Here is a 14,110-nt window from a genome sequence, read left to right on the forward strand (position 1 = left end):
CTACCACCGTCCCGCAGCGGACGTGGCGTGGTTCACAGCGACTTCTCTGAGAGAGTAATAAGTTGCTTCAGGCACACAAGGTGAGCTTCCGGCCGGGCCTGCCGTGTCGGTAGCTGATAAACCGAAGGCCCCCGGCCAGCACCATGGTGCCGGCCGGAGGCCTTCAGGCTGACGCCACCCGGCGTCACCGCTGTCTACTCGGGGACTGTGGCCTCAATAGCCGCAGGAGCATCCTCGATTTCTTTCGGAGCACCGTGCCCAACGAAGGTGAAGCGGGCTTCGTCCCCTTCGCCTTCGACATCAACGGAGACCAGTTCACCGGACTTCAGTTCACCGAACAGAATCTTCTCGGAGAGCTGGTCCTCGATCTCCCGCTGGATGGTGCGGCGCAGCGGCCGGGCACCCATCGAAGGATCGTAACCGCGGGTGGCCAGCAGTACCTTCGCCGCGGGGGTCAGCTCGATGCTCATCCCCTTGTCAGCCATCCGCTTGCCCAGCCGCTCAAGGAACAGGTCGACGATCTCGACAATCTCGTCCTGGGTGAGCTGTGGGAATACCACCGTGTCATCAACACGGTTGAGGAACTCGGGGCGGAAGTGCTGCTTCAGCTCTTCCGTCACCTTCGCCTTCATCCGGTTGTAGGTGGTGGTGGTGTCGGTGCCGGACTGGAAACCCGTCATGACGCCCTTGGAAATATCCCGGGTGCCGAGGTTGGTGGTCATGATGATGACCGTGTTCTTGAAGTCCACCACCCGGCCCTGGCTGTCAGTCAGGCGACCGTCTTCCAGGATCTGGAGGAGCGAGTTGAACAGGTCCGCGTGGGCCTTCTCGACCTCATCGAACAGCACCACCGAGAACGGACGGCGCCGCACCTTTTCGGTGAGCTGCCCACCCTCTTCGTAGCCCACATAACCGGGAGGGGCACCAAAGAGCCGGGACACCGTGTGCTTCTCGGAGTATTCGGACATGTCGAGGGTGATCAACGCGTCCTCATCACCGAACAGGAATTCCGCCAGGGCCTTGGCGAGCTCGGTCTTACCGACACCGGTGGGGCCGGCGAAGATGAATGATCCACCCGGCCGTTTCGGATCCTTCAGCCCGGCACGTGTGCGCCGGATTGCCTGCGAGATCGCCTTGATGGCGTCGTTCTGGCCGACGACCCGCCTGTGCAGCTCGTCTTCCATCTTGAGGAGCCTCGTGGACTCTTCTTCGGTGAGCTTGAAGACCGGAATACCGGTTGAGTTGGCGAGGACCTCAGCAATGAGTTCCTCATCGACCTCGGCAATGTCATCGAGACCGCCCGACTTCCAACGACGCTCCTTCTCCATCCGCTCGTCATGAAGCTTCTGCTCCTTGTCGCGCAGTGAGGCGGCACCCTCGAAGTCCTGCGCATCGATCGCCGACTCCTTCTCCCGCTTGACGTCCGCAATGCGGTCGTCAATTTCCTTCAGCTCGGGCGGGGCGGTCATCCGGCGGATACGCAGCCGCGCACCAGCCTCATCGATCAGGTCGATTGCCTTATCGGGCAGGAACCGGTCCGAGATGTAACGCTCGGCGAGCGTCGCAGCCGAGGTGAGCGCCTCGTCGGTGATTGACACGCGGTGATGTGCTTCGTAACGGTCCCGCAGGCCCTTGAGGATCTCAATGGTGTGCGCCACTGACGGTTCCTGCACCTGAATGGGCTGGAATCGACGCTCCAGGGCCGCATCCTTCTCGATGTGCTTGCGGTACTCGTCGAGGGTGGTGGCGCCAATGGTCTGCAACTCCCCCCGGGCGAGCATCGGCTTCAGTATCGAAGCGGCATCAATTGCACCTTCTGCGGCTCCCGCACCCACCAGGGTGTGGATCTCGTCGATGAACAGGATGATGTCGCCGCGGGTGCGAATTTCCTTGAGCACCTTCTTGAGGCGTTCCTCGAAGTCTCCGCGGTACCTGGATCCTGCCACCAGCGACCCGAGGTCGAGGGTGTACAACTGCTTGTCCTTGATCGTCTCGGGCACGTCACCGCGGACAATTGCCTGCGCGAGACCTTCGACGACTGCCGTCTTGCCGACGCCTGGCTCACCGATCAGAACAGGGTTGTTCTTGGTGCGGCGCGACAGCACCTGCATCACGCGTTCCATTTCCAGGGCACGCCCAATAACCGGGTCAAGTTTGCCTTCGCGGGCAGCCTGGGTGAGGTTCCGCCCAAACTGGTCAAGGACCACCGAACCGGCTGGGGTGCCTTCCTGCTGCTGGCCGCCCACTGACGCAGGCTCTTTGCCCTGATACCCGGACAGCAGCTGGATCACTTGCTGGCGGACACGGTTGAGGTCGGCGCCAAGCTTGACCAGTACCTGGGCTGCGACGCCTTCACCCTCACGGATGAGCCCGAGCAGGATGTGCTCGGTGCCAATGTAGTTGTGGCCGAGCTGCAGCGCTTCCCGCAGCGAAAGCTCAAGTACCTTCTTGGCGCGCGGGGTGAACGGGATGTGGCCGGACGGTGCCTGCTGGCCCTGGCCGATGATCTCCTGGACCTGCTCACGGACGGCGCCGAGGGAGATGCTGAGGGATTCGAGCGCCTTTGCGGCGACCCCTTCACCCTCGTGGATGAGCCCGAGCAGGATGTGCTCGGTGCCGATGTAATTGTGGTTGAGCATGCGGGCCTCTTCTTGGGCCAGCACTACAACACGACGGGCGCGGTCGGTAAATCTCTCAAACATGGGGCACACTCCTAGCTAACGCGTAATTCGATGCTACGTGTCCTGCACAGGCTTTTGGAGCGTGTTCGCCACAGGCGAGATATCACACCCACCTGCGACTGCGCCCCAGGGGGCGCAGTCCGGTTCCTCTTTAGCGCTGAGCTGCCCGGTAGGCCTCGACGATTTCGCTGTTGACGCGTCCACGCGCCGAGACATTGTGGCCATTGGCTCGCGCCCATTCACGCACCTGGGCTGCTTCCTGGTTACGACCCGGCGTCGCCACCCGCGCTTTTACCTGCGTGCTGCGGCGGGCCCCGGATACGTAATTGCTCATAGCGGCCCTGAGTTCTTTCGCATGGGATTTTGAAAGATCTATTTCATACTGCACACCATCAAGGCCAAAACGTACGGTTTCATCAGCTTCGCCACCGTCGAGGTCATCGATCAGGAGGATCTTTACTTTTTGTGCCACGGTTAGCTCCTGCGTTTTGTACTGAATTTATATGTAACTCTAATTATGGGCTAGGCAGACAGTAATCGTCAAAGTGTGAAAAATCCTACTTTTGGGAACTTTTTCGAAAAGGCGAACAAAACTACTTCATCGGGACTCGGCTGGGTCCTCGTGATCGGGCGTTGCAACTGGCGCTTCCTGCTGTGCCTGGGCCTGACGCTCCTCGGCCTGGCTCATTGCTTCGCGCTCAGCCCTATCCGCGTTGAAAATGGACCGCATGACAAAGTAAAAGATCGCCCCGACCCCTATCGATGGCAGCAATACCGCAACATACTCAAGCACGACTATCTCCAACTGGTTTCAGAATGGGAAACAGGATGGTTTCCCTAATACCTGCATTGGTGAACAGCATCACCAGTCGATCAATCCCAAGGCCGATGCCTCCCATGGGGGGTGCGCCATATTCGAGCGCGCGGAGGAAATCCTCATCGAACTGCATAGCCTCGTGGTCGCCGGCAGCTGCCTGCAGGGACTGCTCAACCAGGCGTGCCCTCTGCACCACCGGGTCGATGAGTTCAGAGAACGCCGTCCCTCGCTCCATTCCGCCGATGATCAGGTCCCACGCCTCAATCAGAGCGGGATCCTCCCGGTGCGGCCGGGCCAGCGGCTGGGCCGAGGGAGGGTAGTCGTAGACAAAAGTAGGCTGGATCAGGGTCGGCTCAACCAGCTCGCCGAACAATTCGAGGACAAGCTTTTCGCTGCCCCATTCCGGCGCAATCTTCACCTGGTGGATTTCGGCGATATTCCGGAGCTCCTCAGCGGATGTCTCCGGAGTTACCTCGCTACCCACTACCTCCGAAAGCCCCGGGTACACGCCGAGCCACCGCCATTCCCCATCAAGGTCAATCACGCCGGCCTCTGTTTCGATGGTCCGTGTGCCCAGGATGTCCGCACAATTAAGAATGATTTCCTTCATTCGTTCGGCCATTCCGAACTGGTCGGTGTACGCCTCGTAACACTCCAGCATGGTGAATTCGGGGCTGTGAGTTGAGTCGACCCCCTCATTGCGGAAAATCCGGCCAATCTCATAGACCCGGTCTATTCCGCCGACGACCGCCCGCTTCAAATAAAGCTCCAGTGCGATTCGAAGAGTCATTTTCTGATCGAAAGCGTTGAGATGGGTTTCAAACGGTCGTGCAGCAGCACCGCCATGCACCAACTGCAGCATTGGCGTTTCTACTTCTACATATTCCAGCGAGTGCAGAGTTTCCCTAATGGATCGCACGATAGCGGCCCTGGTTCGAACCATCTCCCGCGCTTCTTCGCGCACCATCAGATCGACGTAGCGTTGCCTGACCCGGGTTTCCTCGCTGACTCCCGTATGCAGGGTTGGCAGCGGACGCAGTGCCTTTGAGGCCATGCTCCACCCGTCCGCCATGACCGAGAGCTCCCCGCGCCTGGAACTGATTACTTCACCGTGCACTTCAACGTGGTCCCCGAGGTCCACCAGCGCTTTCCAGTCCGCAAGCGACTGGTCACCAATTTCGGCCAGGCTGAGCATGGCCTGAAGCCTGGCCCCACCACCCTCCTGCAGCGTCGCGAAACACAGTTTCCCGGTGTTGCGAATGAACACCACTCGACCCACCACCGACACCATCTCACCGGTGGTGGCTTCAGCGGGCAATTGCCCAAACTCTTTCCGCAGCTCGGCCAACGAGTGTGTGCGCGCCGGCTTAACCGGGTAGGCCTCATCCCCCCGTTCGAGCAGCCGCTCGCGTTTCTCCATGCGGATACGCATCTGCTCGTTGGTTTCGTCGGCGTTGCCCACGACATCGGCGAGGACTGATTCTTTGGCGGTGCTGGAATTATCTGGGGTCACGAGATATAAGTTTACCGGCTGCTTTTCGCCACCCGGATTTGCAGCCGATCAAGATCGCGGTTCGGTCAGGACCCCAGTGGAGCGTTATCAATTAGTCTGACCGTTCCAACCTTCGCCGCGATCAGCGCCAATGCCTCTCCGGTGAAGGGTGTCTGGCGGCAGTTGAAAGCCAACGGTTCGAGCGTCGAGGGGTGGACAACCTCAAAATAGTCCAGTTCCACCAGCGGCTGGCTAGTGACCAATGCCACTGCGGAGTCCAGGTCCAGCGGCTCATTCCGTTCCGCCCGACCCTCCAGGAGACGTAGCGCACGCGACAGCACCAACGCTGCTTCTTCTTCGGCCGCCGTCAGGAAACGGTTGCGGCTGGAGAGCGCCAGCCCATCAGCGGTCCTGACCGTTGGTACCGTGACAATTTCGGCGGGGAAGTCCAGGTCCCGAACCATCCGGCGGATCAGGGCAAGCTGCTGCGCATCCTTCTGGCCAAAATAGCACTTGAACCCGGCGTCAACTGTTGGCGCCGCAAGGTGCAGCAGTTTCGCTACCACCGTGAGCATTCCGTCGAAATGCCCTGGCCGGGCGGCCCCTTCAAACTTTTCACCGAGGGCACCGGAGTTGATGGAAACAAGCGGTGGGCCGTCCGGATACATCACCGTCTCCGAGGGGGCAAAGACCACCTCTGCCCCGCAGTTGGCCAACAGTTCCAAATCCTGATCCAGTTGCCGCGGGTAGCGTTGCAGATCGGTTCGTTCACCGAATTGCAGCGGATTGACGAAGATTGAGGCGACCACTACTTCGTTGTTTTTGCGTGCCGCCCTCACCAGTGCCGCGTGCCCGTCGTGGAGGGCACCCATGGTGGGGACAAAGCCGAGGGTGGGACGCCGCTCACCGCGGGGTGTTCCCGGGCGTCGGTCCAGGAGGTCGGCGGTGGTCTCAGCTAGTTCGGCCGGGGTCCTGACCACCGTCGGGCGGTTCGAACCATTCACGAGGTGCCCAACGTATCGAGTGCGAGGGCATGGGCGATTGCCGCACCCTGTGCGTGGCTGAGAAGTCCCCGTTCGACGGCCCGTCGGGCGGTGGCAACCGCCAGTGAACGGTAGGCGGCGCGGATGTCCTCGGAGGGTTGGGCTTTCAAAGCCGCCATGTGCGCCTCGACGGTCCCTATGTCGCCGCGTGCCACTGGCCCGGTAAGCGCTCCCTCCCCTGCTGATAGAGCGTTCTCAAGTGAAGCCCGCATCAGTGGTCCGAGCATTCGGTGGGGTTGCTCAACGCCAATGTCAGAGAGCAGTTGGGTCGACTGAGCGGTGATCGTCACAAGATGGTTCGACGCGTGAGCCAGTGCCGCGTGGTACAGCGGCCGGTGAGCTTCTTCAATCGCCACCGGTTCCGCACCCATTTCGACTACCAGTGCCTGGGCGACCGGAAGCACGGCTGTTGGCGCGGTAATCCCGAAGCTGCAGTCGGGCAGGCGAGCGAGGTCAAGGCTCATGCCGGTAAAGGTCATCGCAGGGTGCAACGCCAGCGGAATGGCTCCTAGCTTGCGGGCTGGGTCCAGCACCGAAATACCGAACCGCCCGGAGGTGTGGGCAACGAGTTGCCCGGGCTGCCATGCCCCGAGCACGGCCAGACCCTCGACGAGTTCCGGAAGCGCATCATCGGGAACCGCGATCAGGACCAGCTCGGACCGCTCGATGATCTCCGGAATCTCCAGCACCGGCACGCCGGGCAGGAGCATTTCCGCACGTTCCCGACTCGCCTCAGAAACAGCCGACACCCCGATAATTGCGTGGTCGGCGGCGCGCAGGGCTGCACCGAGCACCGCTCCTACCTTGCCGGCGCCAATGACTCCGACCCCGAGTCGGCCCGGGCGCCGTGCCCCGCTACCGCTCGCCATCTCGAGGGGTTCCTTCCTCATCCACCGACATTTCCTCTAGCTCCTCAGGTTCGTCGTCCGGTCGTGTCGCTCCGTCATAGGTTGGCGGCGGTGGCATCAGCGTGGCGTCTGCAACCTCCACCGGCCTCATCCACTGCTCCGGCAGACTGCGGCGACGCGCCTCAGCGGCGCGGATGCCCTGTTCGTGAAAGAGCCGCCAGGCGGTGTCCTCATCGACCTGCTGGATCCGTGGGCTGACCGGCCCCGGAGTGGTATGAAGCAACAGGTCGACGACCCGGAATCGCCTGTACACCGGCCCCTGGTGAAGTGCCAGCGATTGGGTCCGTTCGTGCGGGACCACGGCAAGGTTCCGCCAGAAGAATCCCGACCGGATCAGGAGAGCCGTCCTGGTGACCGCGAAGCCGTTGCGGCGCCATTCCAGCGGCCCAATCCACCGTGCACGCCGCGGGGTCGAGAGGAACCCGGCCCGGCTGTCTCTCCCCTCCATTCCGGCGGTAAAAACGTCGAGGGGTTCGTCAGTGCCGGGGTCTGGGAGGACCAGGGCCAGGATCTGTAGGACGTCCTGCCGGGTGCCTACGGGCAGGAGCGTTGCCCGCGCCTGGGCGTCTCCCGATGCTGAAATGCCGTATCCGGCTACGTTGACTGTCATCCGGTACCAGCCCTTGGCCCGCCAGAGCGGGGGCTGGGTAATTCCGACCGCCTGGATTCGCCCGGGTGGGACGGTCTGTGTTCGGGTATCCAGCAGCCCGTAGCGGACCCGGATGCCGTCCGGGGAAATAGCGGCCCGGAAGTTGAACCCGTTCTTGATGCTGCTCCAGTAGCCTCCGGCAACACCTAGGCCCAACGGTATTATCACCGCGAGCGGCGCCGCCTGCTCAAGGATCACCGCCAGGACAACCACCACTGCCACACCGATGATGAGGAAGATGGTGGTTCCTGAAAGCAGCGCGGCTGCGATCACCCGCCCGGGTTTCAGAGCCAACACCTCGCGCTCGGGTGCCTCCTGAATATCGTCGGGGTTATCGGGGTCAATGCTGACCCCCGCTGCCCGGGCCAGGATGGTGGCGCGCAAGCGTTGCGCATCGCTGAGTTTGAGGAATGCGAGCTTGACAGCGGACTCGCCTGCGTCAGCCACTTCGAATTTTAGTTCCGCCAGGCCAAAGACCCGCGCCAGGAAGGGTTGCACCACGTCGATGGCCTGTACCCGGTCAAGCCGTGCCTGCCGGTTCTGCCGAAACACTATCCCCGAGTTGACCTTCACATGCTCGGCCGTCACCTGATAGCGCGTGAAGTACCACGACAGAAGGAAGCCAATCGCGACGAGCACCACGATCCCGGCAATGGCGGCGATGGTCCACGGCAGCCGCGCCCCGCCGTCGGACAGGTTGGGAATACCATCACCGCTGAGGAGGCTCTCAAACAGGTCTTGGCCCGCAAAAAAGGCGATTGCGATCAACGCAATCCAGCCCCGCACCAGTGGGGAAATTACGTGCACCCGGCGCCATTGATTGTCGGAGGTCGCCAGCAGTGACTCATCCGGAACGACCGGGTCCTCATGGGGTGTCTGGTCGTGGGTTGTCACAGTCCGGCCAGCTTCGCCTCACCACGGGCAGAGAGTTGCTCGCGCAGCCGTGCGCCTTCGTCTGCTGGCAGCCCAGGGATGGAAGCGTTGGTGCCGGGGGAAGCGGTGTGCATCTTCAGGGTGCATAATCCGAAGGCCCGTTCGATTGGGCCGACAGCGACGTCCACGTACTGCATCCGCCCGTAGGGCACCACCATGGTCCGTTGGTAGAAGACCCCGGTACGGATCAACAGGTCTTCGTGCCGCTCCGCGTAGCCGATAGCCCTGACCTGCCGTGGCAGCAGAATTCCTCGCCAAACGGAAAGAACCAGCGCCCCGATCGGCAGGGCCCAGGCTACCCACATGGGTGGGAAGCCCCACCAGATGTCGGTGAGACGCAGGATCAGGGGAATGCTGAAGATGGCGACGTTGATGATCGTGCCGATCACCCAGCCGAGCAGGCGCACCCTCAGATACTTCGGTGATACCCGTGTCCACTCCAGACCGGCCGGATCAATAGGTTCCTTACGCATACTCCCCCTCGTCATTGCGACCACTTTCCCCGTCAACGCCGGTGGCACCGTCGTCGGGCGGCAGCCGGCAGAATCCCTGCACCATCAGCCCCACAACGATCATCACCATGCCGCTGGCCACCAATGCGACCGTGCCCCAGACTGAGGCTGTCACACCGCGCACGGCGACGAGCGAAAGCTGATCCACCAGAATGCCCAGATGCCAGCCGGCGTTCAATGCGCCAGCGTACGCTGTCGCCTGGGCCAACACCACGGTGCGGGCGGCGAGGATGGGGTTGAGCGGCCGGTCGCGGCGCCCGTTCCGCCAGCGCTGGACCCGGATCCCGAAGATGAGCGTTACGGTCAGGATGGCCGCCACCGTCAGCAGCGAACTCAGGTGCAGTGTCGGAACCGGAAAACCGTTCCGGCCCGCCCACCAGTTCATCATCCAGCCACCAACACCGGCAACCACTCCGAATGCTGCCAGCCAGCCGACCTTTAGGGTACCCACTGAGTGTCGGCCCCCTCATACGGTCGGATTCCTGTGCGGTCCGCGGTGTCATTGACCAGCTCGGTTACCAGGCGCCCGTCAAGCAGCGCAGTAGAGTCCATCCAGGCCCAGGGTTGCAGGACAAATGCCCGCTCGGCTGCCCTGGGATGCGGGATGGTCAGTCGCTCGTCGTCTGACCTGAAGTCGCCGAAGGTGATGATGTCGATGTCGAGAGTCCTCGGTCCCCACCTGACGTCCCTGGTCCGGTGATGCTTTTCCTCTACCGACTGACAGTGGGTCAGGAACTCGTAGGGTCCCAGATCGGTTTCGACTTCGATCACCATGTTCAGGTACTCCGGCTGATCCGCCGGACCCCCGACCGGGATCGACCGTACCACCGGTGAAACCTCACGCAACCGCACCCGGGCGCTGTCCACCAGATCGGCGACGGCGAGGGACAGGGTGCTGTGACTGTCGCCAAGGTTGCTCCCCAACGCCAGCACCGAGCGCACCCGTTCGGTCACGAGGCTTCCTGGCCGATCCGGGTGCGCACTAGCGAAACAGCGACGTCCCCAAACGGCACCGGAATCGGCGCCCGTGGTTTGTGAACCGTTACCTGAACCGTCTCGGCCGGGAACGACGCGAGAAGCCGCGACGCTATCCGTTCGGCTAGCGCTTCGATGAGGTTCAGGGGGTCGCCGGTGATGACCGCGGCAACCTGCTCAGCGACGTCACCGTAATGTGCGGTGGTGGTGAGGTCGTCGGTGGCGCCCGCCTCGCGGAGATCGAGATGCAGGACGACGTCGACGACGAATGGCTGACCGTCCCTGCGCTCGGACTCGAAAACGCCGTGGAAACCTACTGCGGTTATTCCGGTGATCGTGATGGTGTCCTGCTGGACCGGTGTCATGTCGGGACCTAGCCGGTCCACGCGGCGGAAACCTTGACGGCGTCCAGGTTGGGCCCGACCTCATGCACGCGTACACCCCAGGCGCCTGCGGCCGCGGCCAGCGCCGACACCGCAACGGTTGCCGAGTCGCGCTCCTGCGGTGCGGCTGCTTTGCCCGCCGAGGTGAGGAGCGTCCCCAGGAACCGCTTACGTGAAGCACCGATCAGGACCCGATGGCCCAGCGCGTTGAACCGGTCAATGGCGCGCAGGATTGTCCAGTTGTGGGCCTCATCCTTGGCAAACCCGAGGCCTGGGTCAAGGATGATCTGGTGTGGCTCCACACCGGCTGCGACGAAAGCGTCCCGAACCTGGCTCATTTCGGCGATCACCTCGTCGACGACATTTTCGTACTCGGCGAGTGAGCCCATCGTCGCGGCCGTGCCGCGGCGGTGCAGCAGAACGTAGGGCACCTTCCGCTCAGCAATCAGGGCGGGCATCTCGGGGTCGTAGTCCAGGCCGGAAACGTCGTTCACCAACGCAGCGCCGGCGTCGAGCGCTTTCCCTGCCGTCGAGGCGTGCATGGTGTCCACGCTGACGAGGGCACCGGCCTTCACCAGGGCCTTAACCACCGGCAGGATCCGTTTCTGTTCCTCGTCCGGACTGACCAGGTCAGCGTTGGGGCGGGTGGATTCGCCCCCCACATCGATGATGTCCGCGCCGGCGTAATGCATCCTGAGGCCTTCCGCGATAGCCTCATCGGCGCTGGTGAAGCGCCCGCCGTCGCTGAAGGAATCAGGGGTGATGTTCAGTACACCCATCACGAGTGAACGGTCGGTGGGTAGGTCTGCCAGGGTCTTCGCCACTCTGGAGACCCTCAGGACAGGAATTGGTGATGTGGCGGGTCCGGTTCCCGGCGCCGCAGCGAGTGAATCCATCGGTATGTGGTGTCCTATCTTCCGAGTATCAGGCTCATGGCTTCGGCACGGGTGGCGGGGTCGCGCACCTGGCCGCGGACGGCTGAAGTGACAGTTTTCGCTCCAGGTTTGCGAACTCCACGCATTGACATGCACATGTGTTCGCACTCGATAACCACAATGGCACCCTTTGGCTGCAGGTGCGTCATGAGCGCCTCAACAATCTGGGTGGTCAGCCGCTCCTGCACCTGGGGGCGGCGCGCGAACACTTCCACCAGCCGGGCCAGCTTACTTAGCCCGGTGACACGCCCCTCCGCCGAGGGGATGTACCCGATGTGGGCTGACCCGTGGAAAGGAACCAGGTGATGCTCGCAGGTGGAGTAGAACGGGATGTCCTTGACCAGGACCAGCTCTTCATGATCAATTTCGAAGGTGGTGGAGAGGATTTCCGCTGGGTCCTGATGGAGCCCCGCGAAGAACTCGGCGTAGGCCTTTGCAACCCGTTTGGGGGTTTCCACCAGCCCGTCCCGGTCGGGGTCCTCTCCAATGGCAGCAAGGATTTCCCGCACTGCACGTTGGATTCTGGGCTGGTCTACTGGGGAACCGGCCGCTTCAAGGGCCGCCGAGAACACCTCGTCGTCGAATTCGGTCACTGAACCAATCCTACGCGGTACCTGCAATCCCACCGTTTAGGGCTGGGAACTCTCTGCGCCACCTTTGCCGGGTGAGCCTTCGCCGGACTCGGGCTCAGGCAGATCGTTGCCGTGAACATCAAAGTCGCCAACGATTTGCGCGTCAGCAATCTGATCCTGGGGTGCAACGGTCTCGGGCGCAGGTTCGCCGGCCTCGCTGGCTTCCTCGCGCTCCTTCTTTGAGACCACCGGAGGCAGGGCGTGTACCGGACGGGAATCCTTGGACAACCAGACGTCGCGCAGGTCACGCTTGCGGATTTCGGTGAACACCTCCGCGATTTCCGCCTGGTTCAGTGTCTCCCGCTCCAGCAACTCCAGCGCGACACGGTCCAGCACATCCCGGTTCTCGGTCAGAATTTCGTAAGCCTCGTCATGGGCGTTGTCGATCAGCCTGCGGATCTCTTCGTCGACGATGTACGCGATGTGATCAGAGTAATTGCGCTCGTGACCCATGTCCCGTCCGAGGAACGGCTCACCTCCACCCTGTCCGAGCTTGACCGAACCGATCCGCTCGCTCATCCCGTACTGGGTGACCATTTTGCGGGCCGTGGCAGTTGCCTTCTCGATGTCGTTGGATGCACCAGTCGATGGGTCGTGGAAGACGATCTCCTCCGCTACCCGGCCGCCCATGGCGTAGGCCAACTGGTCCAGCAGCTCATTGCGGGTGATCGAGTACTTGTCGTCGCTGGGCAGCACCATCGTGTAGCCCAGGGCGCGGCCACGCGGGAGGATGGTGACCTTAGTGACCGGGTCGGTGTTGCGCAGGGCGGCCGCTACCAGGGCGTGCCCACCCTCGTGGTAGGCGGTGATCTTGCGTTCCAGTTCCTTCATGACCCGGCTGCGCTTCTGCGGTCCGGCGATCACCCGGTCAATCGACTCGTCAAGTGCCCGGTCGTCGATCAGTTGGGCATTTGAACGTGCGGTCAGGAGGGCCGCCTCGTTAAGGACGTTGGCCAGATCAGCGCCGGTAAAACCTGGGGTCTTCTTGGCTACCGAACGGAGGTCCACCCCCGGAGCCATCGGCTTGCCCTTGGAATGCACCGTGAGGATGTGTTCCCGGCCCAGCATGTCGGGTGCTTCAACCCCAATCTGCCGGTCGAAGCGTCCGGGCCGAAGGAGCGCAGGATCCAGGACGTCGGGCCGGTTGGTGGCAGCGATGAGGATGACGTTCGATGTTGCATCGAAGCCGTCCATTTCAACCAGTAGCTGGTTCAGGGTCTGCTCGCGCTCGTCGTTGCCGCCGCCGACGCCGGCGCCACGGTGGCGTCCGACGGCGTCGATCTCGTCAACGAAAATAATCGCGGGCGCGTTCGCTTTGGCCTGCTCGAACAGGTCACGGACCCGTGAAGCGCCCACGCCGACGAACATTTCCACGAAGTCGGAGCCGGAGATGGAATAGAACGGAACCCCCGCCTCGCCGGCTACCGCTCGGGCCAGCAGGGTCTTGCCGGTCCCCGGGGGACCGTAGAGCAGTACACCCTTGGGAATTTTGGCACCGAGGGCCTGGAACTTGGCCGGTTCCTGCAGGAATTCTTTGATTTCGTGGAGTTCCTCGACCGCCTCGTCAGCGCCGGCGACGTCGTTGAAGGTGACCTGCGGCATGTCCTTGGTGACGAGCTTCGCCTTGGACTTGCCGAACTGCATCACCTTGGATCCGCCGCCCTGCATCCGGGAGAGCAGGAACCAGAAAATGGCGCCGATGATCAGGAGGGGCAGGAGTAGACCGAGCAGGCTGGTGAACCAGTTGCTTTCGGCTGGCTGATCAGTGAAACCGTCGACGTCGGAGGTGTTGATCGCTGCAACCACGTCCTCCGCACGGGCGGTGCTGAAGAAGAACTGGACGCTGCGGCCCATATCCTCGTAGTCGTCACGCAGCGTGAGATCAACCCGCTGGTCGCCGTCGTAAATCTTGGCCTGCTCCACCTGGTTGTCGTTCAGCAGGTCCAGCCCAACATTGGTGTCAACCCGCGAACTGCTGGTACTGAACAGGTTGGGCAAAATGATCAGCAGCGCCACCACGGCGAGCACAATCCAAAAAATGGGCCCCTTGAAAAGGTTCTTAAATTTCATTCGTCTCAGGGCTGCGAGACCCTGTCCCTCCTGCTTAACAAACCAAATATCGCTTACGGCAACGCGGTCCGCGCGCAACG

The 14,110-nt window shown here is 62.3% G+C and carries 14 protein-coding genes; all 14 read right to left on the reverse strand.

Annotated elements, in window-relative coordinates; genetic code table 11:
* Nucleotides 1–194: 194 nt before the first annotated feature.
* Entirely contained in the window at nucleotides 195–2,702 is a 2,508-nt protein-coding gene (locus ACX80T_RS00750) for an ATP-dependent Clp protease ATP-binding subunit (protein WP_026041226.1), read from the reverse strand.
* Nucleotides 2,703–2,832: 130 nt separating this feature from the next.
* The gene (locus tag ACX80T_RS00755) at nucleotides 2,833–3,153 is read right to left on the reverse strand and encodes a histone-like nucleoid-structuring protein Lsr2 (RefSeq protein WP_019483979.1); all 321 of its coding nucleotides are present in this window, start codon (nucleotides 3,151–3,153) and stop codon (nucleotides 2,833–2,835) included.
* Between the two features lie 126 nt (nucleotides 3,154–3,279).
* A complete protein-coding gene (locus ACX80T_RS00760; RefSeq protein WP_019483980.1) occupies nucleotides 3,280–3,474 on the reverse strand; it encodes a hypothetical protein in 195 nt (64 codons plus the stop codon).
* Nucleotides 3,467–4,930 (reverse strand): lysine--tRNA ligase, encoded by a 1,464-nt coding sequence (gene lysS / locus ACX80T_RS00765; RefSeq protein ID WP_083850973.1) that lies wholly within the window; start codon nucleotides 4,928–4,930, stop codon nucleotides 3,467–3,469. The genes ACX80T_RS00760 and lysS overlap by 8 nt, the downstream gene beginning before the upstream one ends.
* A gap of 146 nt (nucleotides 4,931–5,076) precedes the next feature.
* Nucleotides 5,077–5,994 (reverse strand): pantoate--beta-alanine ligase, encoded by a 918-nt coding sequence (gene panC / locus ACX80T_RS00770; RefSeq protein WP_459303509.1) that lies wholly within the window; start codon nucleotides 5,992–5,994, stop codon nucleotides 5,077–5,079.
* Nucleotides 5,991–6,923, reverse strand: coding sequence for a Rossmann-like and DUF2520 domain-containing protein (locus ACX80T_RS00775; RefSeq protein WP_237742162.1), 933 nt, complete (start codon nucleotides 6,921–6,923; stop codon nucleotides 5,991–5,993). Before ACX80T_RS00775 ends, panC begins: the two co-directional genes overlap by 4 nt.
* Nucleotides 6,889–8,484: a PH domain-containing protein gene (locus tag ACX80T_RS00780; protein WP_019483984.1), complete on the reverse strand. Its 1,596-nt coding sequence runs from the start codon at nucleotides 8,482–8,484 to the stop codon at nucleotides 6,889–6,891. Before ACX80T_RS00780 ends, ACX80T_RS00775 begins: the two co-directional genes overlap by 35 nt.
* Nucleotides 8,481–8,996: a PH domain-containing protein gene (locus ACX80T_RS00785; protein ID WP_019483985.1), complete on the reverse strand. Its 516-nt coding sequence runs from the start codon at nucleotides 8,994–8,996 to the stop codon at nucleotides 8,481–8,483. The genes ACX80T_RS00780 and ACX80T_RS00785 overlap by 4 nt, the downstream gene beginning before the upstream one ends.
* Nucleotides 8,989–9,486: a DUF3180 domain-containing protein gene (locus ACX80T_RS00790; protein ID WP_459303510.1), complete on the reverse strand. Its 498-nt coding sequence runs from the start codon at nucleotides 9,484–9,486 to the stop codon at nucleotides 8,989–8,991. Before ACX80T_RS00790 ends, ACX80T_RS00785 begins: the two co-directional genes overlap by 8 nt.
* Complete coding sequence (gene folK / locus ACX80T_RS00795; RefSeq protein ID WP_019483987.1) at nucleotides 9,474–9,989, reverse strand: 2-amino-4-hydroxy-6-hydroxymethyldihydropteridine diphosphokinase; 516 nt, start codon at nucleotides 9,987–9,989, stop codon at nucleotides 9,474–9,476. The genes ACX80T_RS00790 and folK overlap by 13 nt, the downstream gene beginning before the upstream one ends.
* The gene (gene folB, locus ACX80T_RS00800) at nucleotides 9,986–10,375 is read right to left on the reverse strand and encodes a dihydroneopterin aldolase (protein WP_026041228.1); all 390 of its coding nucleotides are present in this window, start codon (nucleotides 10,373–10,375) and stop codon (nucleotides 9,986–9,988) included. The genes folK and folB overlap by 4 nt, the downstream gene beginning before the upstream one ends.
* 8 nt (nucleotides 10,376–10,383) lie before the next feature.
* Nucleotides 10,384–11,289: a dihydropteroate synthase gene (gene folP, locus ACX80T_RS00805; protein ID WP_024477155.1), complete on the reverse strand. Its 906-nt coding sequence runs from the start codon at nucleotides 11,287–11,289 to the stop codon at nucleotides 10,384–10,386.
* Nucleotides 11,290–11,303: 14 nt separating this feature from the next.
* The gene (folE, locus tag ACX80T_RS00810) at nucleotides 11,304–11,921 is read right to left on the reverse strand and encodes a GTP cyclohydrolase I FolE (protein ID WP_019483990.1); all 618 of its coding nucleotides are present in this window, start codon (nucleotides 11,919–11,921) and stop codon (nucleotides 11,304–11,306) included.
* 36 nt (nucleotides 11,922–11,957) lie between these two features.
* Complete coding sequence (gene ftsH / locus ACX80T_RS00815) at nucleotides 11,958–14,030, reverse strand: ATP-dependent zinc metalloprotease FtsH (RefSeq protein ID WP_019483991.1); 2,073 nt, start codon at nucleotides 14,028–14,030, stop codon at nucleotides 11,958–11,960.
* Nucleotides 14,031–14,110: the final 80 nt, after the last annotated feature.

Source organism: Arthrobacter sp. Sr33 (genome assembly GCF_054511195.1).

Coding starts and splice junctions, on each gene's coding strand:
- ACX80T_RS00750 (WP_026041226.1), bottom strand. CDS start 2,702: ATGTTTGAGAGATTTACCGACCGCGCCCGTCGTGTTGTAGTGCTGGCC.
- lysS (WP_083850973.1), bottom strand. CDS start 4,930: ATGCGTATCCGCATGGAGAAACGCGAGCGGCTGCTCGAACGGGGGGAT.
- ACX80T_RS00775 (WP_237742162.1), bottom strand. CDS start 6,923: ATGAGGAAGGAACCCCTCGAGATGGCGAGCGGTAGCGGGGCACGGCGC.
- ACX80T_RS00785 (WP_019483985.1), bottom strand. CDS start 8,996: ATGCGTAAGGAACCTATTGATCCGGCCGGTCTGGAGTGGACACGGGTA.
- folB (WP_026041228.1), bottom strand. CDS start 10,375: ATGACACCGGTCCAGCAGGACACCATCACGATCACCGGAATAACCGCA.
- folP (WP_024477155.1), bottom strand. CDS start 11,289: ATGGATTCACTCGCTGCGGCGCCGGGAACCGGACCCGCCACATCACCA.
- ftsH (WP_019483991.1), bottom strand. CDS start 14,030: ATGAAATTTAAGAACCTTTTCAAGGGGCCCATTTTTTGGATTGTGCTC.